The organism is Chryseobacterium sp. HR92, assembly GCF_045689405.1.
Lineage (GTDB): Bacteria > Bacteroidota > Bacteroidia > Flavobacteriales > Weeksellaceae > Chryseobacterium > Chryseobacterium viscerum_A.
In genome coordinates, this window is the sequence record NZ_CP139139.1 from 3,043,825 (window position 1) to 3,070,461 (window position 26,637).

Sequence of the window (26,637 nt, forward strand, 5' to 3'; positions counted from 1 at the left end):
AGATTATTACAACTTAATTTTCGCTAACTAACTATTTAATACTTAAAAAGACTAATTTAAAGGTTGAAAACTTAGCTATAAAATATATGCTCACAGTCTTCAATCAGTTTCGATGCTTTTTTTATATTGTATGGTAATGATTTGTGGTTAACAGAAATTTCATTTACATCTTTCTTTAATTTCTTGATATAAAATAAATCTCGTCCTTTTTCCAAAATTTTATTCGTATTTATCAGCTCAAGCCCACTCAGTACCCGTTCGCAAACTTCAGAATTATTACTATTACAAATGTTTACAATAGCTTCTGTGGTAATTCTTACTGGTGAAAAATGTACATTATTAATTTGCTCTGAACTGTAGTTAATCATTGAAAAATCAAGAATTTCAATTAGATCATCTATAGAATTTTGATTAGAAAATTGCTGCCATGTTCCATAACTGAAATGGTTTTCAATACTTACGTTTTGATCAGGGCAATTAAATATTAATTCTTTGAGTTTTTTAAACCCCATCTCACTATTTGCTAGAATCAAATTCTTTATAATGTTAGTTTCTTCCATTACATTATCTTGAATTAGAATATTGTACTGATCCATCAAAAATTTCTCAACAAAACTCAGTTCTTTTTTCTTAATTAAAGCACCTAAAACAAAATCTAAAAAATGCCTTAGTGTTTTATTGTATTTTATATTGAGTAGTCCTTTTAGAAATACAACATCATCTATAAATAATAACTCAATATATTTTCTTGCATAAAAAGTATCGTTTGAAAATAATAACTCTCTAACCTTTTCCTTAATATCGAAACCTACTAAATTTAGGTCTAAATTATTTGCAGTGATATATTTTATATAAAAAAATATGCTGGACTCATCGTCTGTTTTGTTAACATTTTCAATTATTCTTTCTTCAATTTTATCTTTTGAAACATGACCTTCTATAAAATGTAAATTAGCATCTTCCTTATAACCATTTAACCAAATAAAGTTTAAAAGCAGCTCTTCGTCTAATTTAAAATTAAAATATTTTTGAAATTTATAGATAGTTTTAAATATTAGATAATCTTTCTCTTCCCAAGGATCGCCAGTAAACATATAATTACGATATACGTTGTTCATTTTATCAGTATTTTCAATACACCAATTTTTAATGTAGATTATTTGATCTTGAGATATAATAACATTTTGATCTGTATCCGAAGGTAAATTTCCATAGATATCTTTCATGATCTCAAACTCATATTTATTTATATATTTTGATAAATCATTAACGTGTAAAGAATTTGATATTTTAAAATTTTTGCGTAAGATCTTTAGCAGTAAATCTTTAGCCTTTATTGTTGCAGCTTCTCTTAAACTTTCAGTTTCGTAAAAAATTCGATCGAATTTCTCAACATCTTTATGAGATAACTGCTCCGTATTTTTAAATTTAAAGATTTCTTTCATTTGATTTTCCAGTTCCCGAATGTTAAATAGAACATCAAATTCCCTTTGTCTTTCCCTTCTATACAAGTTAAATCTTTTATTAAATTCTTCTTTATTTAATTTCTCTTTAAATTTTATACGTGAATTTGTTTCAACAAAACTTTCAAAATCTATTGCCAAATCCACACTTGAATTATAAGCTATATTTTCTCTCAAATCAACAATAAAAGTTTCATCAATTCCTTTATCTTCATATTTTGAAATTACCCTTTCAAAGCAACTCTCCTCAATAATTTCAGAAAGAAAATGGTTTTGAGCTCTTGTCCCTGTTAAGTTTTCAAAAATTTGTTCAAAAACCTTCTTTTGAATTTTGCATGCTTTAACCATTTCGACCAAAAGATCATCCTCAAAATATCTAATTTTATCATTAAGAACTGCATCAGTAATTATAAAAGCAAGTTCGTCTTTTATAAGATCCCTACTATTTTCAAATATTTTTTTTAGGTGATTAAGAAAATCAGCAATGCGGCTTTCTTTGATCTCATAGTTTTTATGCCTTTCAATCAAAAATGCATAAACTTTTAGAAGAGAATTAGGATCTGTAATTCTCTTGAAAACGTTAAAGATGCTTTCCTTACGAGAAATCAAATTCTTAGTAGAAGAAGGATTCGTCCATTTACGATCAATTGATTTTTGTAGAATATTTAAAAAGTAATCAATATTTGAAGAGATCAAGTCTTTTGGAATTGATGATATTATACCGTCAATAACATCTTTATGGTCGTAATCTTTCAGTTTATCAAAAATACTTTGAAAAAATTTTAAATCGTCTTTAAGAGTAGAATTTCTAATAAGAGAAAAACTTTCGTACAATAAATATAATCTGTCAGTATTATTCTCCTCAAATTCATCTATAATTTGAAAAATTATACTTTCTAATTCTATTATTTGATTTGGATCAAACGACATGTGAGAAAGTAAACTGATTGCGGATATTCTGGCTCTGATATGAAGACTTTTATTTTTTACTTGATCCAAAAGATAAGTTACATTCTTTGGCAAATTACTAAATATCCCTACCTCCATTGAGTTAGAAATCCAAATCGTATCTTTTAAACAATTTTGTTCGAATATTTGCCGTAGACATTTTATTTTAATCTTGTCCGATATACGATTACTGTCTGCTTCAAAAATGAAAGTCATATCGTTTGTACTAATCCATTCCACCAGTTCGTCAAAAACTTCTTGTTTTAAATCTAGATTCAGTAAAAATGAGACAACATTAATCCAAGTTGGGTGTATTTTATTTGAGTATTCATCAATTCTCAGTAAGTTAATAATTTCATTAAAATCTAACTGAGATAATACTTTTGCAACAAAGTATTCCTGAATGTTTTTGTGCTCAAAACTCCATATATCATTGTCAACAGTTTCTTTTAGAAATGGATTTTTAAAAACATCTATTTTATTTTTACATATAAATGAAATCTCACTTTTGGAAATAGAAGTTCTCTGCATCGACTCGAGCGCCAATGCAATTTTTTTTGAGGATTCCAGAATTTCAGATTTGTCAAAATTCAGATCATTGCGGAACTTATTATTTTCATCCAGCTCCAATCTGCTTTCAACGTACTTTTCAATCAGCTTTGTTTTATTTAATAAGGTTTTTCCAGTTTTTTTATAGTGCTGCCCTAATATTTCTAAATAAAAAGGATTTTCAAGAACATCTCTATACTTGTAAAAACTAAATCCTTCACTAGTAGTTATATCTAATTTAAACTTTCTAAATAGGAATCGAATTGCTGAGCCTTCCGATACTTCGTTTAAAAAGCATATATCTAAATTTTTCAAATCTTTGACACATTTTTTATAGATACTAGTTCTGCAGCTTATTATAAATTTCATTCTACTACGATTAATTAAATCAGAGTTATCTGAAATGAAATTTCGAAATTTATTAGAAAAATCTATGATGTTGTGAACTTCATCTAAACCGTCAAAGATTATAACTAAATCGTACATGTTTTTATATTCTGAAGGTAGTAAGTCCTCAATTTTAGTATCACTACTGAAATTTGTCAGAGATTGGAACTTGGGAATTTTAAAATCTTGATCCATCATGTTCCATAATTGTACAGAAAAATTTTTCAATTCCTCACTTTTACCATATCCAGGATTCCCTAAAATGACAACGCCAAGTTTTGAATTATTTAAATAATCAAGTAGATCAAAATTATAATTAGGATTTTCAAAAGAATAACGATCATTTTCCTGAAATTTTCTAAAGTTTCGAGCGATGTGGAATTCATCAATAGTATTACTTCCAATATATTTTTCTTTGTCTTCATCAAGAACGACAATTCTTTTCAGATTTTTGCTTGAAAAGATTAACTTTTCGAATTTTCTTAATAGAATTTCACGGTCTTTTTCTTCAATTATGACTTCATCGTTTTTGTAGACTTTCTTATACAAATCGGGATATAAGCTAAAATATTCTCTTATATAAGATTCGGGGGTTAAGAAATCTACCGGACACTTATCATTAATTGCTTGATAAAAGCCTTCAACCTTAGAATTTTCATTTGTGTTTGAAAAATCTTGATAAGGAGATATGAATAGAAGTAAATGAATGTTTTGATGGGTCGAGACAATATGAGGAATTTTCTCAATTGCCTGTGTGTAATTTAAGTTTGTTGAATAATCCTTACATTCTGCATAAATCGTGTAGTGTCTATTCCTATCGTCAACAATATCAATTAAATCATCATAACCATCTTGAGAACCCGATTTTTGGATCCGTTTTCTAGTCACAACGTACTTTAACTCGCTAAAAATTTTCTCTAAGAAGTCAATGGCATTAATTTCGAAATCTCCCCCTTTCTTCGACATGATTAAATAGTTTTTTTTAATTGTAGATAAATACAAATTTAATTACTTAAAAATATATTAAAAAGTTTAAGTAAACATTCCTTTACAAATTATAAAAAAGGCTGCCTTTCAACAGCCTTGTAGAGTATTGGAAAATTAATAGTTATTCATCTAGATAAATTATGAGTTCGCTCATCATATTTTCCCATGCAAACCATGTGTACCAGTTTTGAAGTTGCATTACATCAGAAGGCTTTTTAAGAACTTCACCCATTTCTTCTTCGTAAGCTGCCAATTGTTCTAAAATTAGCCAAATGTTCTTTTTTGCAAATTTTATAGTATCTGCATAATAAATAATACCTGGCACAGAACCTGTGTTTGCAGCATAATAATCATTTGGATAAAGATATTTGGAGTAAGCAATCTTATTTCAATCAAATAACGAAAATTGTCTAATAAGTACCTAGATTATTCTAAGAGTATTTACATATTTGATTAATAAAATATTCATTGTAAAAAATTTGATCTGTTTTAGAAAATTATATTGGTCAGAAGTCTATTAGAATGGCACTCGTTGCTAGGTTGATATTTATTTTCTAAACAATTTTTTATCGTCTAATACTTTCATCAAATTCTTCATATATATTTACTTTTAGCACTTTATTTATAAAAGCATAGTAATTTTAAAAAGCTTCTTAGTTAAGAAAATTTTAATTTTAAAGATACGGGACACATAATCTACAAGAACTTTATCAAGTAACTTTTTATGGTTTAGATTTAATATTTAAAATAAATGCGCAAATTGAATGCGTAGTTATTGGTTTACTTTGCATTATGAAACAACCATATTCCTCGTGAATATTATTAAAAAGATTTTCTCATTAAGTAAACACGTATACAAATTTAATTTTATAAACCGTCATAAATTTTAAAGCTTATTGGGAAAGAAAAATTATTCTTAATATTCACTATTATATCTTTTGTTGGTATTTTCATTTTATATCTATTATCAAAGATATTTTTGTGGCCCTTTACAATTGTTCTCATAATATCTCTTTTATTTTTCCTATCAAGAAAGTGGTTAAATTATAAGAGAATCTAAAATATTTTTATCTTACATTGCTTTCTACATTAGAAACTAAAAGTAATATTTTATCTGACAGTTTATAAAAAATGATTGGTTCTACCACAGAAAGGTAAAGCCAATCATTTTAATTTTAAGCCACTTTAAGACATTCGTCCCTGTTACAAACACCCCCATATACCATACTCTGCCTTACCCCTGGCAAAATACCCTGAAAATAGTTAAAAAAAGTTCCTGTACCATAGATTCTAATACGGGATGCCCACTGTGTGTAGTGCAGAAAGAATCATATATTGTCCATTATAACATATCAGGATATGCTTTTGCAATTTATTTGGTAACAGATTAGAATCACCCCCTATTTTTTTCACTCCCTCTAGTGGGCTTTCTTATCCCCTGTTTCAATCATATTCTGAAGATCCATCTGCTTTGATGAAGCCATTTCTTTACTCCCATCTAATATGACATCAGAATTTCCATTATCATCATCATAAACAAATGCAAATATAAAAGCATCAAACTTTTTACCTTTTACTTTTCATGTTTTTGATTAATGATCATTTTTTGAGATTAATTGTAAGCTGTTGAATATCTATTTTTCAATTCAATTTCTACTTCTTCAAATGGGAAACCATCTGTATATTTATAAATTAGTGGATCATCATCACCTAGTTTAATAACCATTGCTCGTTCACTAGATAAACTTTCATAGAATAAATGTAAGAATGACAAAGCTTCAGCTGAGTTATCAAAATAAAGTGAACAAAAATCACTCATTTGTATTTCCTCTGTGTATGTAGCAATTAAAATTTAATTTTTTTTCATATTATCGGTTTTTGAGATTATTTAATCGGTTTTTCGCAAATATTTTCACGAACAGTATAGGCTATTGAATCTGGCAGAAAGAAGCCATAAAAGGCCGATATTAAATCAATGTTATTTATAACTACAAGATTATCCTAATAATATCCGGAAGATTTATTAAAACTGTTTCTGATCAGCTGATGAACATCAGAAAGCTTATAATATAATTTACCGCTTATCGTATAATACGGCAGTTTTTTGTCTGACCGGTAACGCTGTAATGATCGTGAACTGATTTTAAGCATCTGAAGTACGTCCTGGTTATCCAGTAACTGCTCACCATCAATAGAAGACAGTTCATTTTGTTTTGTGTTTATTTTTTCATGAAGGATATCAAAACGAGTCATAATTCTCTCCATCCAAGCCATAAATTCTATTCTATCAATATTCATGATATTTGTTTTTTATGATTAGAACAAAGTTTAGGCTTTACATAGAAATTCCTTCGGTAGGCATTCGTAACTACCGAAAGATTTTATGCTAAAAAATAATAGAAGTCAAATTCAGCGATCTGAATCCAAAAATGCCTGATTCAGATTATCATTTAAAAGCTGAAGAAATTTGGTCCGGTTTATTTTACGGTTCTTAATTTCATGGAGGGTTTTGTAAAAATTCCCCAAACTGACATTCAGCGATCTTTCAGTAAAGCGTACTACCTCACTAAATTCAATATTTCCACCGTTAAAGCAACGTGTTTGATGAAGGGCATATAAAAGTTCAACCAATCCGGACTTTGAAGAAGACCAATCCAATGGAGACTGATCATTTATCTTTTCAAAAACATATCCTTCGGCTTCGCTTATTGATTTCAAAAGATATTTTTCCAGTCGGTCGTTAGCCAGAATCTGGGCAACTAAATGGTCATGGGAAGTGGCGAACTTTTCATCATAGTTATACAATCCCGATTCAAGCTTTGTTTTAAGGTCAAATTGGCTGCGGACAAAATATTTGTGATCCAGAAATGCCGCTTTTCTCCTGTAATACTCATAAAAGTCAATATGCTCCTGATAAAAATCTTTTATCACCTCCAGTTCACAATGATAGTACTCTTTAATACTTAATTTCCCTGCATTCGGTTTTGCTGCCTCAATGGATAGCAGTCTTGAATAATAAATAAATCGGGAAATAAAAAGAGGCTTGAGTTCTTTAAAGAAATATATTTCATCTCCTGCTGCTGAAAACTCGAGGACAATTACCATTGATTTAATATCTCTAATCGCAATATCAATTTCCATTAGCGATTTTTCGCAGCATCCTATCCTGTCTTCACTATTTTCAAACTTAATCCTGTCCAATTTTTTATCCAGCAGGGCTAGCAATTTCTCACACTTTTTAAAAAACAACTGGGTTTCCATATTTTTTTACATAAAAAGGTACAAAAATTAAATCAGCCACCTTCTAACCCTTATATTATCAACTTATTGTTCACCCCCCTGTTCGATTTTCCGGGCAAATTCAACGGGGCTCATCGCAGTCATTTCCATAAACAATTTTGAAAAATTTGATCTATTGGAGAAACCGCATTCTCTGGAAATATCATCAATAGCATATTTTCGCCAAAGAGGGTCATTGGTCAGCATTTCTTTGGCATACATAATCCTCAATCGGTTAATGTAGGTATTAAAATTACAGCCTTTATGCTCATTAATAATCGCAGAGAGATATGCAGTATTGGTTTTTAGTTTCTTAGCCAATTGACTTTGTGTCAACCCTTTTTCAAGATAAAAGTCCTTTTCTTCCATATGCTGCAGTTTATTTAAAATATCCGCAACCAGGTGTTCTGGCAATTTGAAAGATTTAACAGAATTGGTTTCCTGAGGTTCTTCATCAGAAGTTTCGATCACAGCCTGAGTACTCACCGACTCTCCTTTTCTCTTCTTCCATATTCTTTGATAGCCTACTCCAGAAATTACTAAAAGTCCAATCAGACAGAATGCTGCTATGGTATATCCATAGCGCGAGGTATTTTCTAATTTTTTCTTTGACTCAATCAGTGCTTTTGTATCATATTCCTTATGAATCTTAGTGGATAAATACTTAAAATCTGCTGATAATATTTTATCAAATTTCAACAGCTGATTCGTGTAATAAAGTTCTTTTATAGGGTCTGTATTATTTCTATAATAATCAATCAGCAGTTCATACGTTTCTCTTGTCGCAGGCAATACAAAGCTGTTTTGCTGAAAGATCGAATCTACTTTTTTAAGATAACCGATACCCTGCTGATCCTGGTTATTTCTGAGCAGAATTTTACCTTTCAAATAATAAATAACTGAAACATTCGTAAAATCATTCACTTTTTCAATACCTGCCAGTGCCGTATTAAAATCTGTTAAGGCTTCCTGATCATTTCCTTCCAGGTACCCCAGTATGGCTTTCAGTTTATAGAAGTAGCTCCTTTCGAGGTCAAAATCCTTATCATTAGCAGACTGCTGAAGACCTTCCGATACCAATGGTTCAGCATCCTTATACCTGGAAAGGAGTATCAAACATATACTCATCTGATTAAGACTGTTCAGGTATCCCCTTTTCCGGTTATGCCGGAGATTAGGCTGTGTTTCCGGAGCATCCTGCTTATTATAGTACTGGCGGCAGTTTGAAAAGATTTTATAGGCTTCTTCGTAATATCCCAGGTAACTTTTAACGACCCCTATATGATACAGATTCTTATGGTACAGGTATGAGTCTTTAGAGTTTTCCAGATAAACCCATGCTCTCAGATATTCATCCAAAGCTTTTTGGTATTTCCGCAGAGTAAAATAATAGATACTTCCTTTAGTTAGGTAGGCGTTACCAATTACATCAGAATCCCTTGTTAAGGAAGCAGCCCCTATTACACTGTCTGCATAGATAAGTTTTTTTTCTTTGCTGAAATAGACTGCATCCCGGTAAGCTTGTGAAAGTTCTTTATAATTCTTTACTTTTTTCGCCTCCCTGATGTAAACATCAACAAATTCCATGGCACGGATGTCATTTTCATCAAAATTATCATACCGTGCTCTATAGTCTGAAAATTTCTGACCATTCATTAAAACACCAATACACATGAAAAGAAATATTGCTTTTTTCAAAACAGAAAAAATTTTATTAATAAACTTTTAAGATCTGATGAATATTATTCAAAAGTACGTAAAATGAAACAGGAATAAAACTATTTCAACATACCGGGAATTTACCAATAGTAAAAATACAAAACAAACAACTGATTATCAAATTATTAAACTCAAAACACAGGTTGAATTAATTTACAAAACAGCCATAAATTATTTATAAATCATCCCCAAATATCTTTTTTTTCAGCAAATACTTGTTCTACATTCGTTCTCAGAATTCTAGAAAAAACCGGCCGGGATTATTAATTTTTAAATCCCAAATCATGAAGAACGCAATTTATATTTCTATGGGAATTATATTCTCATTACTGGTATTTTCCTGTCATCCGGACGATCTTACCTCTACTGAAGACATGGAAGAAGTAAGTGGAAACATTCAAAACTACAGTACTTTTTCAGCCAAGGCAGACAGTACTACTTATAAAGATACTGATCCGCCTAAAGACCGTGATCATTGGAGACCTCTAGGAATCGATAATGAGAGGAAATGAGCGCCGAAGTGAAATTACCTGTCACCGCAGGATCTGGACAATTATGTCCAGTCAGCGGAGTTTGGAAAAACAAAGGAACTTTTACGACAACAATAACTATTTCGGAGAAAACAACGATGCCGGATTACTGCGGAGTAAAGGTTGTATGGATCTTATTATATCAATGCTGAACTAATTACCATGAGAAAATTAATTCCCTTACTACCCACAGCGGTTACTTATTTTTTTGTATTATTATTTACCTACGCTTCGGTTAATAAGATCCTGGATTTTGAAAATTTCCAGATCCAGATTGCCCAGTCTCCACTTCTCACCGCATACGCCGGACCTATATCCTACCTGGTTATTATCGTTGAATTATTGATTGTCATGCTGCTGTTAATCAGAAGTACACGGCCGCTAGGTCTGTTTTTCTCCTTAGGAATGATGATGAGTTTTACTGTTTACATATATCTCATCTTATACTATAGTGAATCAATTCCTTGTTCCTGCGGAGGCGTTCTGGAAAAGATGGACTGGAAAGAACATCTCCTATTTAATATAGCCTGCGTAGTATTGGCCGTCATTGCCCTGATCTCTATCTATTTTAAAAGAAGATGCAGAAGTATGGTTTACTTAAAAATAGCTGTAATGATTTTTATAAGTTCACTGCTTGTTATCCTGTTATATATAAGTTCTGAAAATACGGTTAGAAAAGAAAATAATTTTACCCGCCGTTTTCTGGCTCATCCTATTATCCAGGATAAGGTCCTGGAATTGGACAATGAGCACTATTATTTTGCAGGAAACAGCCAGGGAAAAGTATTTCTGGGGAACGCTTCTTTTCCACTACTGCTCACCATTATTGAAAAAGCTTTTAAAACACCAGAATCAAAGAGGATACATCCTGATCGTACTGATTTCAATTACACCAATTTACAGTTCAAAGTATCAGGACCCCACTATTATCTCTATGATGGCAGCGTTCCTATCATTTACAAAGGAAAAATAAAAGACTCTTCAGCACATACCATTAGCTATAATGACGTATACTTTAATCAGCTGGCGGTCATAGATTCTTCTCATTTTGCGCTAAGAATCCGAAGCAGTGAAACAGGAGAATATGAGTTAGGACTGCTGGCTCTGAATAAACAGCCTAAATTCAGCTTATTTGCTGAATTACTGCAAAAACAGATTGACGGAATATTCGATGCAGACGGCCAGCTGACCGCTGATCAAAAAAGCGGAAATATTATCTATATGTATTCTTATAGAAACCAATTTCTGATCATGAATAATAGTCTGCAGTTAAAAGACAAGATGAAAACCATTGATACCATTTCAAAAGCACAGGTTGAGCCTGTTAAACTTTCAGACGGCACAATGAAGTTAAAGTTCCGCCCCTTAAAGGTTAACTCAGCAATTACTACAAACGGCCCCTTTCTGTTTAACCATTCCCAATTAATGGGAAAACATGAACCAAAAGAACGCTGGAAAAATGCAACGGTAATCGACATTTACCGTACAGGCCGGCAGGAATATGCAGGGAGCTTTTATATAGACCATATCGATCACAAACCTGTATCCCAGATTATGGTAACCGATCAATACCTGTATGCTCTTATCGGAAAGAAATTAGTCCGTTATCGATACAGAACAAGCAATGTAAAATATTTTACAACAGGGGAAGCTGAAAACCTGAACAAAGAGTAAGCAGTCATTTACCAAAAACTTCAATTATTATGAAAAAGTTTCTAATTCCTGCCGCCCTGGTAATTATGGGCACAGGAGGTGCATTAGCATCAAACATCGAAAGTTCATCCAAAGTAGTTACTATTGGATACAGAGTCGGAAATTTTGGAGAGCCTACCTGTGTAGCGGTTAAAAACTGTGAAACAGTAAACACAGGGATACTCTGCACTTACACAGATGCTACAGGTCCTCACAACTTGAAAAGAATGAGCGGCTCACAGTGTTTTGGAGATTTGTTTGAAATTTTACCGTAATTTGAAATCTATTAACAAAGAGAAGGAGGTCAGTGGGCCTCCTTCTTTAATATCTTATCCATAGAACATTTTTGAAAGCTTTAACTGACTTTTTATTTTTGACAAGTTATACAAATTGATTCTGCATCTCCTTACACTGGTTTAAAAATATAATGGATCAATAAATTAATTACGATTAACACCTTTAGCCTGTCGGACAGCTTGATTATCTTTCAGATTAAGCTTATAGACCAGTGTTAAGCGATAGCGGGCTGCATTGGGAATACTGATCTGGTTGATTTCATAGTCTGTCCCTCTTGTCACACTGCCGGATTTTCTCAGCTCAAACAGATTGCTCACGTCAAACGTCACTGTTGCTTTGTTTTTTAAAAAAGTCTTACTGCATCCAAAATCAATGCTATGTAAAGCATTTGTACGGGTTTGTGCAGTAGCATTGGCACCTCTCAGGTTATAAACAGTCTGGAAAATAAGCGTATTCTTCAGTTTCAACTGGGCACTTAACCGGGCGGTAAGCGTATTACCTGAATAATCAAAGCTTTGTGTCTGATAGGTCCCTTGCTTGGCATAATGAAATATATTAAGTTCTGTATTTACCTGCATCCATTTGACAGGGTTATAAAGGAGCGAAAGCTCAAAGCCTTGACGTACTTCTTTATCGATATTAACCGGCATACTGATGAACAGTCCATTAGCATCTTTATAGGTATAATCTTCAATTACTCCGCTATTTCGCTGGTAGTAGAATGCAGGATTAATAGTAAGGGTTTTCCAGTTTTTAAGGAAAGTGATTTCAAATACATCAGCATAAGATGGGTTTAGATCAGGATTACCAATATAGCGTGTACTCAGATCCGTTAATTCGTTAAATGGATAAATCATGTATAGAGAGGGTCTGTTGATCCGTTTACTGTAACTACCTTGTAAAGTTGTCCCTTCATTAAAACGGTAGCTGATGTTTAATGTTGGAAAAAGACGGTTATAATTTTTATCATGGGTATAGCTGTCTTTCCTGTCTTTAATCCCGATGTGAGTTAATTCACCTCGCAGACCTCCCTGATAGCTAAAATCTCCAGTCCTCCCGGAAAATTGCACGTAGGCACTCCCAATCAGTTCTTTATATAATAAATGGTTATCAATCTGGTCGATAATTTCCCATCGTTCATTATTTTGTTGTTCAGCAATAAAATCACTGGTTACACTACGATTCTCTGCCTTCAGCCCAAATTCCAATGTCGAAATACTATCCAGGGGTTGTACCATATCAGTTTTAATCATAAAATCTTTACTTCCTCCTGCTGAACTCGTTCTGATTACCGGTAAGTCAGTATATACCGGTAAAAGCTTACTGGTTGCAAGATTCCAATCTTTGCTGCTGTTCCAGAAATCATATTGTAAATCAACAGTCAATTTCTTTCCAACCCGTTCAAAAGTACGGGTATAATTTGCTTCCAGTTGATTAAAGCTTCGCTTTTCCCATGATTCTCCTTTGCGGACTAAACTGCTATCGACCAATGAATTCTTTCCTGAATACAGATAATTTAAAGTCGTCTTGTCATGGTCTTTGGTAGCATTTCTGAGGAATGCAACAGTGAATATATTTTGGCTGTTGATTTGATAATCCGCTCCCAGATAAAGTAGCCTGGCGTCATCATGTCTGTTCTCGTCCTGCCGTTGATTCAGATAAACTGGTGTATTCATAAGCCCGGTAGACTGCTGCATGGTGTACAGACCAACATAATCTGACAACCTCAATCCATAAGTACCAAACAAATTAAGCTTATTTGATTTATAATTCAGGCTGGGACTAAGGCGGGTTTCATTGGGAATACCACCAACAACCCGAAGCTGCCCGCTAAATCCTGATTTCTTATTCTTTTTCAGAATGATATTGATAATCCCTGCTGAGCCTGCTGCATCGAATCTGGAAGAAGGATTGGTGATCACTTCTACACGTTCCACCTGATCAGCAGGTACCTGCTCAAGGGCATTTCCCTGGGTTAATCCTGTACGCCGACCATCTATCAATACCAGTACATTTGTATTCCCCCGAAGACTAACCGTACCTGCAGGACTTACACTCACTGAAGGGACCCCATTCAACAAGTCAGTGACTGCTCCCGATGATGAGAGAACATCTTTACCCACATCGAAAACCTTTTTATCCAGCTTCAGACTGACAGATGTACGTTGAGAAATCACAGATACTTCTTCCAACAATTTTGCATCCGGCTCTAAAATAATTGTTCCCACCTTTACCGGACTACCGGAGCTGACCTGTACAGGCTGGATAATTGTTTTAAAACCCATAAGGCTGAAACTGATCATGTAATTTCCAGCCGGTATATTTTCCAGCCGGAAGATTCCTTTACTATCTGTGATAACCACACCGATTTGTTTTTGCCCGTTTTCTTTTAGTGTTACGGTCACATAAGGTATAGGTAAGGCCGGTTTTTCATGCACTTTACCTGTTATTTCTGATCCCTGAGCAAAGCAATATTGGACAGTAATCATTACAGCAAAGATTATTATTATCTGTTTCATAATGTAAATTTAAAGCGCGGAAACTGGCACCTCACTTAAAAACATGTGAACGGCTCAATTAGCTTTTAAACAGTCATCAGATTTTGGGTATTCCGTTGTATATTTACATTATGCATCATCTGGTATTTCTATTCACGTTTCTTGGTTTTCTAGTTCCTTCTGTTATCAGCAATGAAGATCCTGTACCTGTCTACAAAATAGGTGATAATAAGATATGGGCAGCCAAAAATTTTAATGATAAAGACTGGTCGGAATCCCGGGGAAATACTTCAGATAAGATATTCTGGTCGCGAACGCATTTAGAACTCCGTAAAGTAGAAAAAGACATCCTTCCTCTTGGTCTTCAGATAGAATCCTTTGGTGCTTTTGAAGTCTATTGGGACGGAATACTCATCGGTAAAAACGGGCAGGTTCCTCAAAATGGACGACCTGAAGTACCCGGTACCGAGAGCAGCTATTATAGAATTCCGGACCATTTGGTATCGTCTGGCTCTCATACGATTGCCCTGCGTAGTTCACAATCTTTGCTTCCGCATATACAGCGCAGCATTAGTTTTAAAATAGAAAACTATCCTACATTAATGACCAATCCATTGGTTACCATGTCCTATATGAACTTAATGGCTGGAGCCTTCCTTATTGCAGCGATCTATTACTTTTTTCTTTATGTAAACAGCAGGCGTAAACAATGGGATATCCTGATTTTCGGAACTATTTGCCTACTTTTTTTTGCTTTACTAATAATGGAATACCTGAAATTCCATGTAGTTATCCCTTATTCCAGATTCTTTATCCGGCTGGAAATTATAGGTTGGCTGACTTTTGCCAATGCATTACTTGTTCCTTGGTATTTTATCATCCAGTTCAACGTAAAAAAAGGAGTCTGGCTCATGGCAGCTTTATTGGTAACTCTATTGTTATTGTACGGGTTTAATTATGGGCATTATGACCTGACTGCCCGGCTCTACAGTCTTGCGATGCTGGTCACAGCTTTTATTGTGGTACTAAACAGTATTATCCAAAAAGAGAAAGGAAGTTTTATTGTACTGACAGGGCTTTTACTCAGTGCTTTGGTCAACAGATATATGGTATATGATTTCGGACTGTTCATCAGTTTTACTCTGATCGTCTTATGTATGCTTTACCTGCATTCCATCCGTACCAGTATCATTGAAGCTGAGCATCAGAACTCTTTAATACTTTCTTCAAGACTGCAGCTGGAACTGCTCAAAAAAAATATTCAGCCTCATTTTTTAAGAAATACACTGACCTCCATGATGGATTGGGTAGAAGAATCTCCCAAAGAAGGGTCACGCTTCATACAGGCATTGGCAGCGGAGTTTGACATTATGAACGAAATTTCTGAACAAACCCTGATTCCTATAACCAAAGAACTTGAGCTCTGTAGGCAGCATCTTTCTGTAATGGGATTCCGGAAAGAAATCAATTATGTATGGGAACAAAATGAAATTGATGAAACGCAGCTCATCCCTCCAGCCATCATCCATACATTATTGGAGAATGGCATTACCCATAGTGAACCTCTGTCCGGAAATACTATTCAATTCGTCCTCAGTTATTCAGTTTCAAAAGAGGCCCATCAGTATGTTTTTAAAACTATCGCAAAAAACCGGCGGGTAATGACAGACAGGACTGGTGGTAATGGTTTTAAATATATCCAGGCACGTCTGACAGAAAGCTATCAACAAAACTGGACATTTAATTCAGAAGCTACAGAAAACGGCTGGGTATCTATCATTCAAATTTTACGACCATGAAAATACTGATCATTGAAGACGAAGCCCGGATCGCCCGACGTTTAGAGCGAATGACTACTGAATTTTTCGGAAATAAACCCGTCCGAATTATACTCTGTGATTCTCTACAAAAAGGGCTTGATGAGATTGCCGATCAAACTCCGGATCTACTGTTTTTGGATCTTAATCTCAATGGTGATAACGGTTTTGAGGTGTTGGAGCAGATGGTTGCAGCTTCTTTTCATACAATCATTGTTTCCGCTAATATTGACAAAGCTATCAATGCATTTGCCTATGGTGTATTGGATTTCGTTCCTAAACCTTTTGATCAGGACAGGCTTTTTAAGGCTTTGAACCGATTTATCAGTCCTGCAATAAAACAGGACGAAACCATTAAATACTTAGCCGTAAAAAGGGCCGGACAGATTCGGCTGATCAATATTGCTGAGGTCATCTACATTAAAGGCGCCGGAATTTATACAGAACTGCACCTTAGAAACGGGCAGAAGGAATTACATGATAAATCACTTGAGCTTTTGCAACAACTTCTTCCTGATCAGTTTGAACGCATCCATAAATCTTATCTTGTTAATCTTCAGCAGGCTGAAAAGGTATTGATTAGTCCTGGCTCCCGATATGAATTGCTGCTCCTGACAAAGGAAATCTTACCCATAGGGCGTTCAAAATACAAAGAGCTTAAGAAAAAGATGATCTGATTCATCATATTACGCTGAATCATGACATCCAAAATTGATTATATATCTCATTTACGCACTAACTAATACTTAATGAACAGGGATGCTAAAAAGCATCCCTGTTCATTTGTTTATTTATCCATGAAATATTTCTTTTTCCTTTCAGAAAATAATCCCACCAATCCTGTATTCTTAAAGCCAGATCTTTATCTGCTTTTGAGCCTATGGTAAAAACATGGGCTTCTCCGGGATAAAATAATGCCACGACATCTTTTTTATTCCTTTTCAGCCCTATATAAAATTCCATGGTCTGGTCCCATACAATCCTTTTATCTTCCATTCCGGTCCATAAAAGCATGGGAGCATTTACCTTATGTACATTATCAATCGGATTATTATCCAAATACAGTCTTTTATTCTCCGCGAAAGAAGCATGCATATTATACTGTCCCTCTTCAAACTGCCAGTAAAAAGGGGTTGACGAGGTCTCATTATAAGAAAAATACATTCTGGTCAGATCACTTGCTCCAGCTCCAGAAATATAGGTCTTAAAACGATTGGAATGTCCCGCTATAAAATCGGTACGGTATCCTCCAAAAGAATGACCTATCAATCCTACATTCACAAGATCAACGCCTGCATGAGTATTTAATGCATCCAGTGAGCTTTCCACACAATCTAATGCCGACTTTCCTACCCCTGAAGGTCCGTTCGCAATATCCGGCAGATATACAAAATACCCTTCCTGCAAAAGTTTTCTAATCGAAAACCCTACCGGAAAATTATTGAGTGGGGATAAATACTGATTCGGATTCCTGCTCTGCACTTCATAAATATGCACGACCATTGGATATTTTTTCCCCTCAGTGTATCCGATAGGATAATACAGAAGTCCTTTCAGAGCTGTTCCTTCTCTATTGTTAAAACTAATCACATCCCTCCTTATTGATGCTGATGTTTTATCATGCACATTACTCTGAAATACAATATTCCCTTTTTCTTTTCCTATCTCCTTGCAGACAATCCTAGGCGGAAAATGAAGACTTTCTTCTGCATACACCCCTTTTTTCAAAGATTCATCCGTTTTATACCATGTTATATTCGAAGCTGAAGAAGCCATGAGTGTTTCAAGCCTGCCTTTCTCCCATTTCAAAAAGGTTTTCTCAATCGTTCCTTTTCTGGTAACTGCCAGCAGCACCGGCACATCTACATTCAGTATACTTCTCCTAAAATTATAACCCGAATCAGGATATAAATCTGTTTCATCTTTCGTAACCACCTTTACTTCATTGTCATGATCGATATTAAGTGCGGTAACCTGTCCCTTCTTTATCTCATACTTCCAAAGATCACTGCTGCTTTCAAAATAGATCGTTCTACCATCAGGACTGAAATATGCTTTTGTCAAATCTTTTTTCTCCAGCACTGTTCTCCTCAAAGTCTCCGGATCTACAAGCACCCACAAGCCCTCTTTATTTTTAAATGTAAAATAATTTCCATAGTTTGACACTGAAACTTCTGCCTGTAGTATACCCAGATCCTCATACCTACCCTTTTTACGATCATACAGAAAACCGTGAATCAGAGGAAACAGTGTTGAATAATTCTGCAATTCCTCCCTGTTAAACATCAAAAAATAATCAGGATTATTCAGGCTTATTACTGTTGAAAAACGATCAGAAGGAACTCTCATCAACTCACTCCCATCCTTTTTCCATATCCAGTATCTATTGACAAAAGAACCTTCCTGCTTGGCTTCCAGATTACCATCATTTCCATACCAGATATCAACCGTACCCTTTTCTGCCGGAATATGAATCATTCCTGTAATCATGATGGCACTTCCGTTTTGTATTTCGGTAAAACGCAGGTATTCTTCCTTTCTAACTTTACCTATATCAGGAAACACTAGTTCCCCTCTCTTTGTATCCAGCAGCACAACTTTCTGAAATGAACTGTTTGAACCTCCTTCATCTGTTGTTTCCTCCTTAAGAATCAGGAAGCTTCCTGAAGGCGTTTCTTCCATACTGCGGATCATACCCGGCGCGGCATACACGCTCTCTACTTTATTACCGGAATATCTTACCAGCTGAGTCTCCCTGCCTGATTTTTTCACGATATATAATACAGATCCTGAACCGCTCACCCTGAAATACTGCACCCTCTCTATTTTCTCCAGCAGGGCAGATTTCGCATCATAGATATGAAGAATACTGTCACTAGTCTGCAAAAAATACTTATCCCCTTTCTGCATCACTCCACTCTGCATTACACTTACTGGTTCACTACCCTCCCGGCCTGTCTTCAGTTCTTTCTGCATCCCGGTCTGCAGATTCCAGAGCACCGCTTTTCCCTGCCCCAAAGCCAGCAGCTGCCCACCTTTTACAAAGGAGTACTGGTATTTTTTCGTCAGTGTACCAACCAGGGATTTCATCCCTGATCTTTCGGTCGTCAGCACTACTGCCGTATCATAATTATTCCTATAGACTTTTGTAGCCACCATCCACTTCCCGTCATCAGACACTTTGTTAACGGCAATATTGTAAAATTTTGAACTTTCATCTCGCACTGAATCCTGCCGAACCTGTCCATAACAGACCATCCCCATAAGAATCAATAAAAGGATTATCAGTTTATTGATATTAATAGCCATTATTCTGAGGTTTTAAATTAGGATTAAGCAACAGATCTTTCTGAGGAACCGGCCATAGGCTGTGAAAAGGTTTCCAATTTGATTTTACCGCCTGCAAATCCCCAAGTTTGTTATTTCGTTTTAAATCGAGGAAACGGTGGCCCATTTCGGTAAAGAACTCCCTCCTGTTTTCCAAAAGAATTTCACTCAGCAACACTTCTTTTGAAACTGATGCTAAAGAATTCAGTCCTGCTCTCTGCCTCACCGGATTGATATACTGCAATGCTTCCCCAACCTTATTCTGCTGAGCCAGTGCTTCAGCGAGCAGTAAATACACTTCTTCCAGACGGAACATGATAGAATCCTCCGTATCATTAATGTTTATATTCTTATACTTAGCAGCCCGATACCAGGTATTTCCTCCTACGCTAACAGGAACCATCCACTGCTGTTTTCTCAGGTCTCCCGCTTCAAAAGAACTGATCAGACTTTCAGACAGCGCATAGCCCGTAGGCGCTGCTCCTGAAAAATAATACAGCATAGCTTCTTTCACAGGATCACCGGGGTTTGCAGGTTTTAACTGCCATATAATATGTTTTGAATCCTTCTGAAACACTTTTGACAGGTCATTCTGAAAACTATACAGCGGACTTCCCAGAATTGTTTTCAGCACAGTTTCAGCCTGAGCCCACTTATGCTCCAGCATATACACTTTGGCCAGCATCAGTTCAGCTCCCTTACGGTTAGGATATACCCTTTCGGCATCCCTGTACTGATCCGGCAGCAACTCTCCACAGTGCAACAGATCCACTTCCAGTCTTGACAGCACCTCCGCAGATTCTACCCTTGACAGAGACTGATTTACCGTATAATCCGTACTTACCGGGTAAGAAACCGCTCCAAAGAGCTGCTGAAGATAAAACAGCAGGATGCTTCTCACCAGAAGGGCTTCCCCTTCTATCCTATTCTTTTCATTACCCGGCAAAGCTGATGCTCTGACGCCTTCAATTATAGCATTGGCAGCATAGATGTGCTGATAGGCCGTAGACCATACTGAATACACCGTAGAATTGGTATCGGTCTGCTGGTTGTGATACAGCGCCAGTACCCCATTGGTATCCGTTAAGGCATAAGAATCCAGATCATCCGTATAGACTCCCAGAAAAGCTCCCAATGACTCTCCTGAAAGCGGTGAGTTATCTCTCAATCCTGCATACAACCCAGCCAGCGCTGCATTAGCGGTCTGAACATCCGCAAAGACTTTATCTTTCCCGATCTGATTGGAAGGCGTTTCTACTTCCAGCATCTTCTCACAGGAGAAAAGAAGAACACAAAACAGCAGGACCAGTCCCCTGTTCCTACAGAACCTTATCAACTGACAACATTGATTTATATTGATTTTAGAATTTTTCATTATTAATTTTTTAGCATTTATTTTATAGTCTAATCAAAACCCCCATTGAATAGGTTTTTAAAGGTGGCAGATAGCCAATATTCCTGAACTCAGGATCAGGCCCGAAATACTTTGTAAAAGTCAGCAGGTTCTGCCCCTGAAAATAAATCTTCACACTTTTAAAAGCTCCTTTTACCGGAACCTGATACCCCAGCTCCAGATTCTTAAGACGGATGAATGATGCATCAGATACCGCTGCCGTACTGTTCATAAAAAACACATGGAGCTGATTCTTGATCCCATTGCTCCCTGAAGAATAAGGCATATAGGTACCCCCCGGATTCTCAGCAGACCAGACATCCATTACTTCCTGAGGCTGGTTATTCATCGTTCCCGGTATGGGCATAATATTGTTATAATTCCAGTTTCTCTGTTTCACAAACTGAAAAAGAAATGACAGGTTCCAGTTCTTAAATCGAAGGGTATTGTTCCATCCCCCAAAATACCGTACTCCTATATTTTCCACCGTCTGCCGGTCATCCGGAGCTGAGATCTTCCCATCCCCGTTAAAATCTTTGAACCGGTACAGTCCCGTTGCAGGATCAATCCCCTCATACTGGTAGACCTTTACCGATGTAATGGGCTGTCCTATAACGTAGGTATTGGCATAGGTAGAGCCTGCAAGCCCCGGAAAAGAAACCAGCTTGTTTTTAGGAAAACTGATATTGATCCCGGATTCCCACTGAAAATCTCCTCCTGAAAAAGGTTTAGCGGAAAGTTCCAATTCCCAGCCTGAGTTCTCCACTACGGCATCCAGATTGGCCAGTACACTTGAAAACCCTGTTACAGATGGAAGCTGATATCCCACCAGCTGGCTTGAAGAACAGTTCCTGTACCACGCCGCAGTCAGGTTAATCCTGTTCTTTAAAAACCCCAGCTCCAAAGCCGCTTCCAGTTTAGTAGTCTTCTCCCAGCTGTAATTAGGATTATACAGCCTTGAAGGATTCAGCCCTGCGGTATTGTTATACATGTTTTCTGAGAGATCATAGGTATCCAAATACCCATAGTCTCCTATATTATCACTTCCGGTAGTTCCGTAGCTGCTACGAAGTTTCCCAAAGCTCAGCCATTTCTTATTTTTAAGGAAAGATTCCTGAGAGAATATCCATGCCGCTCCTACAGCCCCAAAATTCGCAAACTTGTTACTGGGGCCAAAGCGGCTGCTTCCATCCCTTCTTCCGGTCACATTCAGGATATACCTTCCGGCATACTGGTAATTCACCCTTCCAAAGAAAGCGGCATACCGATACTCTGTTCTGATCTGATCGGTAATGATCTTGGTCCTTGCTGCTCCTACATTCTCTATAAAAGCATTGCTCTCAAATCCAATTCCGATCATAGAGCCCTGAGTGCCTATTTCCCGCTGAAAAGTCGTCCCAGCCAGTACATCCAGAGCATGTTTACCTTTCTTCATCTGCCAGTTCAGTTGAGGTTCAAGAATAAACGAAAACCTGTCCTGATTACTCTTATACGACTGCGAGCTTGCACTGGACTGTCCCTGATAGGAAGCAGGATTATACATAGTATTAGGTTTTAATGACCTTTCATCAAAAGTCTGGTAATTAAGGCCTCCATTAAGCTTCAGAAACCAATGTTCCAGCAGTTCATACTGCACATTCATATTGGTTAAAAACTGCTTGTTTTCATAGGAATAGAAACTGTTATAGAGTCCTGCAGGATTGTTAAAGGTATTGTTCTCCCAATTGAGACTCCCATCCGGCAGATACAAAGCAGGAGCATTGGGCACCATCAGGAAAGCCTGCCTGGTGATATCCTCACTCAAGACATTATTCTTTTGAAGCGAGAACCTGCTGGAAACACTGAGCTGAAAACGTTTGTCTTCAGAACTGTGGCTGATATTGGCAGAGAGATTATCCGCCTTATACTTAAAGTCTTTTGAAAATACGGTAGACTGCTCACTATGCCCATAGCCTACCAAAAAACTTGTTCTCTCATTCCCTCCGTTTAATGAAACATTCGCGGTAAAAGCATCTGCGGTATTTCCGATGAGTGATTTCCTCCAATCTGTATATCTCCCCTGATCCCACACTCCATTGATATCATAGGCATTAGCCGGATAGACCGTAATCCCGTCATTCTGATAGGCCTGCCTTCGCATCCTGAGATAATCCCCAGTCTTCATCATGGTAAGGTTATTAATCACAGAACTCACCGCATACGAAGTCCCCACATTTAATCCCAGATTCCCTGCTCCTCCTGCACCTGCACCAGCTTTCCCGCTCTTCCCTTTCTTCGTGGTCACCAGCACTACTCCATTCGCTCCCCTTGATCCATAAATCGAGGTGGCATCCGCATCTTTCAGAATCTCAATACTCTCAATATCCGCAGGATTAATGCTATTAAGGGGATTAATACTGCTGGCTGGCAGTACCGCTCCTGAAAACTGGGAAGCCATTTCTCCTCCTACCGGAACCCCATCCACTACATATAATGGATTATTTCCCAAAGCCCGAAGACTGTTCTTTCCTCTTATCTGAATATCATAGCCTCCTCCCGGCATTCCCGAATTCTGTACAATATTCACTCCCGCTACCCTTCCCTGAGCCGCAGAGAGCACATTCAAAACGGGCTGATTTCCGATATCTTTCGAAGACACCTTCGCAATACTCCCAGTCCTCTCTTTATCCCGAACTTTATAATACCCCGCATTCAGCACAATCTCCCCAATCCCCGTCACTAAAGCTTTATCCGTACCCACATCAGCCCCCTTACCATCAGTCCCATAATCCAGCTCAAGCGAAACATTGATCACGCTCTTTTCCACTTCATTATTTCCATTTCCCCTGCTCCCTTCTTCTCCATCCTCCTTACCCTTATCTCCCACCTTCACTCTCTTCACCAGATACCCAGCGTACCTGAACACCAGTACCGCACTCTTCCCTGAAACCTGTATCTGATAGGCTCCTGAACTTCCCGTTAATACTACCTGATCCTTTCCTTCCTGAAATACCGAAACCCCGCTCAAAGCACCTGATTTCCCTGTGACCGTACCTGAAATCTCACGTACCTGTCCTATTGCGGTGCAAGACACCAGCAATGCTAACCCAAAAGCCATTTGAACATGACCCAGGCTGCAAAAGTTTTTTTTCATACTTTTGAATAAGTTTAATTTATTAGACAATGCTCTTTCCTGCCAAGCGGTCAACTTAAAGGGAAAGGGCTTTTCTTTTTATCTTCTCTGTTTCTATGGTTATTATACCCTACATTTCTATTACTTCTTATCTATTCTATTAATTAATAATTATCCATTATTCCTTTCCTCTCTTCACACTCCTTCCATACAGCACCTAATCATCTTAAAAATAGACCAGGAACAAAAGCCCAACTGAGGTAACAGTAAAACCTACTGTCCCAGTCCATCAAAAAAAACTAATTAATATGAATATGAATAAAATTTGTGTTCCCGTGAAAGCCCTAAAGCCGCAATGGATTGTACACCCCATTGTACCGTATCAGTATACCTCTATTTTGTAAAGCGGCTTAGAATAAAAAGATAATGTAGAAAAGCAGAACTGCATCAATAAAAAACGGCATGGGACTCTACATATCTACTATTGAGGTACTGGTATACCTTACACACAGATAAGAGAGCCCACGCCTAGGTCGTGAGCTTCCTGCTTATCGTCTCGTGTGTCAAAATTACCAGTTTTCAATAGTGAGATTCTAAGCAATAGCTTCTAATATTCGTTGAAGTATCGCAAAGTTACATTTATTGTAACCCATAATACAAATATATGTAAAAAAAATCAAATGTAGGAACAAATACCCACATAAATTAATATGTTTCTGTTGAAATTGCTATTAATTAAATATTGATATGCCTACAACAATAGAAAAAACAGCATTTTTAAAAAGTTTTGGAAAAAGAATTGAAATATTACGGAAAGAGAAAAAATTAAGTCTAAGGCAATTATCCCAGAATTGCGATATTGATTATAGTGACATCAGTAAGATTGAAAAAGGATTAAGAAATATTCAAATATCTACAATAATAGAGCTTGCAAAAGGTTTAGACACACATCCCCAAGAATTATTTAATTTTACAATAGAAGGAAAAGGTTAGTCACACTTGGTTTTTCTAATCTATAAAGTAACACAAAAGTTCAACATACTTACAATAAAATATTCAGATAAACTACGTATCTTCCTTACTATATTAATACAATTAAATTTCTTCAAAAATTTGAATTTACAAACTCCTTATAACTAACCCAACTCTACGATAAGATCTGGTATACCAGATTCTTTAAGGTTTTGATAATTATAGACGCTTTTATTGACAAAAGAATAAAAAGTAACTAACAATATAGTGTTAGTTGTTCTAGTTCTATTTCTTAAATTCTTACATCCGCTATACTTTACCAAGGTGAGGCAATCGAAGAACGACTGTTAAACCATGTAATTTCGCTACACTATTTCTACACCCGTGTTATACCAGGTTATTTCATCTCAAATTGATTAAATGTGTCCACAATGAATTCACCTCCTGTTTTGTCAAGCCATTCATTTGTTATTTTAATGAAGCCAAATAATAGTTTCGAATAATCGTCTATGTGTTTTTGATTAACCTGATACAAATGGGTAGAATGTTGAACTCTGTCTTTTAATTTGATGTCACCGAAGTCAGCAACCATTAATTTATCATTGGAAAGCAATTTGCCTAAAATCATCCTATTAGGCAGTTCAGGATTATTGGAAGAGATCGTTTTAAATCCAACAGCTTCATTGCCCTTGATAAATAGATCAGAATAATTTCTCCCATTTGTAAATGCGTTATACCAATCTAACCATTCTTTAAACTTTACAAGTGAAACTAACTTTTCCTTTTTAAAATTGGAAACAGAAATAATATTATCAATTTGCTTCTTGAGTGACTGTGCGTTTGATTCAAAATTTTTGAATAGGTGAAATCCAAGTATGTCTCTGTTTGCAATGTTGTCTTTCAGCATCTCTTTTGATAGATTTAAAACCAATCCTGTATCCAATAAGAGATTGCTACTCGGTTCAGTCAAAACTATTTTTCTAAAGTGATTTGTAATAGATAAAAATTCAGTATCAATATCTCTTTTAAAATAGTCTTCCAACTCATCGTGAAGTAAACCTCTATCCTTTAAAATGGTCAAGTTTGCTTTTATAGCTACTACTATTTTTTTCTTTTCAACTTGCTTTTCTTTAGAGTTTAGATTGTATCCTATTAGTCGCCTGTGTTTAATATCAAACGGTAAATCTTCCAATAATCCGAATTCTTGATTAACGATGCATATGATTTTTTCCCAACCTAATGATTTAATTGCGTAACCGAGTTCAAATATTACGTTGGGATTAGGGGTTTTACGACCGTGGTAATCTGAGTTAATTATTGATAGGTCACAAATGAACATTCTTGAATTGTCAATCTTATTCAAGATGGTATTAATTATTTCTGGATTGCCAGGCTCTCCAGAAGTATCCTTGTCTAAAGAGAAATCAACCAGTAGCTTATTTTCCTTATTGAATTCGCCAAGTGCCGTCTTTATGCAACCTTCTATGAAATTCTTGTTGTTTTTTAAATTCAAGTCCGATTGCCAAGAGAAAAACATTGTCATTTCTTCATATTATTTTGTTTCGGTTAACTTGGTCATAACGGGAAAAGGCTTTGTGAAGGAGTGGAAAAAAGAGACTGAATCTTCATCTCTGCACGAACCAAACAAAACCATTTTTTCTTTTTGC

General features: G+C 36.0%; 17 protein-coding genes. 6 read left to right on the forward strand and 11 right to left on the reverse strand.

Translation table 11 applies throughout. From position 1 onward, the window contains the following. Positions 1–71 precede the first annotated feature (71 nt). The 6 genes from SFA27_RS13785 to SFA27_RS13810 form a co-directional block, all read right to left on the reverse strand. On the reverse strand, positions 72–4,313 hold the full coding sequence (locus tag SFA27_RS13785) for an NACHT domain-containing protein (protein WP_407292786.1): 4,242 nt from the start codon (positions 4,311–4,313) through the stop codon (positions 72–74). A 142-nt stretch (positions 4,314–4,455) separates the two neighbouring features. Then, on the reverse strand, positions 4,456–4,659 hold the full coding sequence (locus tag SFA27_RS13790; protein WP_407292788.1) for a hypothetical protein: 204 nt from the start codon (positions 4,657–4,659) through the stop codon (positions 4,456–4,458). A 1,287-nt stretch (positions 4,660–5,946) separates the two neighbouring features. Next, positions 5,947–6,153 (reverse strand): hypothetical protein, encoded by a 207-nt coding sequence (locus SFA27_RS13795; RefSeq protein ID WP_407292790.1) that lies wholly within the window; start codon positions 6,151–6,153, stop codon positions 5,947–5,949. Between the two features lie 182 nt (positions 6,154–6,335). After that, positions 6,336–6,632, reverse strand: coding sequence for a helix-turn-helix domain-containing protein (locus SFA27_RS13800; RefSeq protein ID WP_407292792.1), 297 nt, complete (start codon positions 6,630–6,632; stop codon positions 6,336–6,338). Between the two features lie 111 nt (positions 6,633–6,743). Beyond that, a complete protein-coding gene (locus tag SFA27_RS13805; RefSeq protein ID WP_407292794.1) occupies positions 6,744–7,595 on the reverse strand; it encodes an RteC domain-containing protein in 852 nt (283 codons plus the stop codon). A 63-nt stretch (positions 7,596–7,658) separates the two neighbouring features. Next, a complete protein-coding gene (locus tag SFA27_RS13810) occupies positions 7,659–9,311 on the reverse strand; it encodes a helix-turn-helix domain-containing protein (protein ID WP_407292796.1) in 1,653 nt (550 codons plus the stop codon). A gap of 305 nt (positions 9,312–9,616) precedes the next feature. Here SFA27_RS13810 and SFA27_RS13815 point away from each other — a divergent pair, with 305 nt between their 5' ends. From SFA27_RS13815 to SFA27_RS13825, 3 genes are all read left to right on the forward strand, one after another. Beyond that, positions 9,617–9,844: a hypothetical protein gene (locus SFA27_RS13815; RefSeq protein ID WP_407292798.1), complete on the forward strand. Its 228-nt coding sequence runs from the start codon at positions 9,617–9,619 to the stop codon at positions 9,842–9,844. 180 nt (positions 9,845–10,024) lie between these two features. After that, positions 10,025–11,536 (forward strand): MauE/DoxX family redox-associated membrane protein, encoded by a 1,512-nt coding sequence (locus SFA27_RS13820; RefSeq protein ID WP_407292800.1) that lies wholly within the window; start codon positions 10,025–10,027, stop codon positions 11,534–11,536. 29 nt (positions 11,537–11,565) lie between these two features. Beyond that, a complete protein-coding gene (locus tag SFA27_RS13825) occupies positions 11,566–11,829 on the forward strand; it encodes a hypothetical protein (protein ID WP_062669273.1) in 264 nt (87 codons plus the stop codon). A gap of 165 nt (positions 11,830–11,994) precedes the next feature. Here SFA27_RS13825 and SFA27_RS13830 read toward each other — a convergent pair whose 3' ends face one another. Next, positions 11,995–14,370, reverse strand: coding sequence for a TonB-dependent receptor domain-containing protein (locus SFA27_RS13830; protein WP_407292802.1), 2,376 nt, complete (start codon positions 14,368–14,370; stop codon positions 11,995–11,997). Between the two features lie 110 nt (positions 14,371–14,480). Here SFA27_RS13830 and SFA27_RS13835 point away from each other — a divergent pair, with 110 nt between their 5' ends. Beyond that, positions 14,481–16,148 (forward strand): histidine kinase, encoded by a 1,668-nt coding sequence (locus tag SFA27_RS13835; protein WP_407292804.1) that lies wholly within the window; start codon positions 14,481–14,483, stop codon positions 16,146–16,148. Further along, positions 16,145–16,843 carry a LytR/AlgR family response regulator transcription factor gene (locus tag SFA27_RS13840; protein ID WP_407292806.1) on the forward strand — a complete coding sequence of 233 codons (699 nt, stop codon included), beginning with the start codon at positions 16,145–16,147 and terminating at the stop codon, positions 16,841–16,843. The genes SFA27_RS13835 and SFA27_RS13840 overlap by 4 nt, the downstream gene beginning before the upstream one ends. An 85-nt stretch (positions 16,844–16,928) precedes the next feature. Here the strand turns inward: SFA27_RS13840 and SFA27_RS13845 are convergent, their stop codons facing one another. From SFA27_RS13845 to SFA27_RS13855, 3 genes are read right to left on the reverse strand one after another with little or no spacing between them, the layout of a single operon-like run. Further along, positions 16,929–19,475, reverse strand: a complete 2,547-nt coding sequence (locus tag SFA27_RS13845) for an alpha/beta hydrolase family protein (protein WP_407292808.1) — start codon at positions 19,473–19,475, stop codon at positions 16,929–16,931. Next, positions 19,465–20,868, reverse strand: coding sequence for a RagB/SusD family nutrient uptake outer membrane protein (locus SFA27_RS13850; RefSeq protein WP_407292810.1), 1,404 nt, complete (start codon positions 20,866–20,868; stop codon positions 19,465–19,467). Before SFA27_RS13850 ends, SFA27_RS13845 begins: the two co-directional genes overlap by 11 nt. 22 nt (positions 20,869–20,890) lie before the next feature. Then, the gene (locus SFA27_RS13855; RefSeq protein WP_407292812.1) at positions 20,891–24,019 is read right to left on the reverse strand and encodes a SusC/RagA family TonB-linked outer membrane protein; all 3,129 of its coding nucleotides are present in this window, start codon (positions 24,017–24,019) and stop codon (positions 20,891–20,893) included. Between the two features lie 726 nt (positions 24,020–24,745). On the opposite strand from SFA27_RS13855, the gene SFA27_RS13860 reads away from it, so the two are divergent. Continuing rightward, on the forward strand, positions 24,746–24,991 hold the full coding sequence (locus SFA27_RS13860; RefSeq protein WP_407292814.1) for a helix-turn-helix domain-containing protein: 246 nt from the start codon (positions 24,746–24,748) through the stop codon (positions 24,989–24,991). A gap of 376 nt (positions 24,992–25,367) precedes the next feature. Here the strand turns inward: SFA27_RS13860 and SFA27_RS13865 are convergent, their stop codons facing one another. Next, complete coding sequence (locus SFA27_RS13865) at positions 25,368–26,513, reverse strand: hypothetical protein (protein ID WP_407292816.1); 1,146 nt, start codon at positions 26,511–26,513, stop codon at positions 25,368–25,370. Between the last annotated feature and the right edge of the window lie 124 nt (positions 26,514–26,637).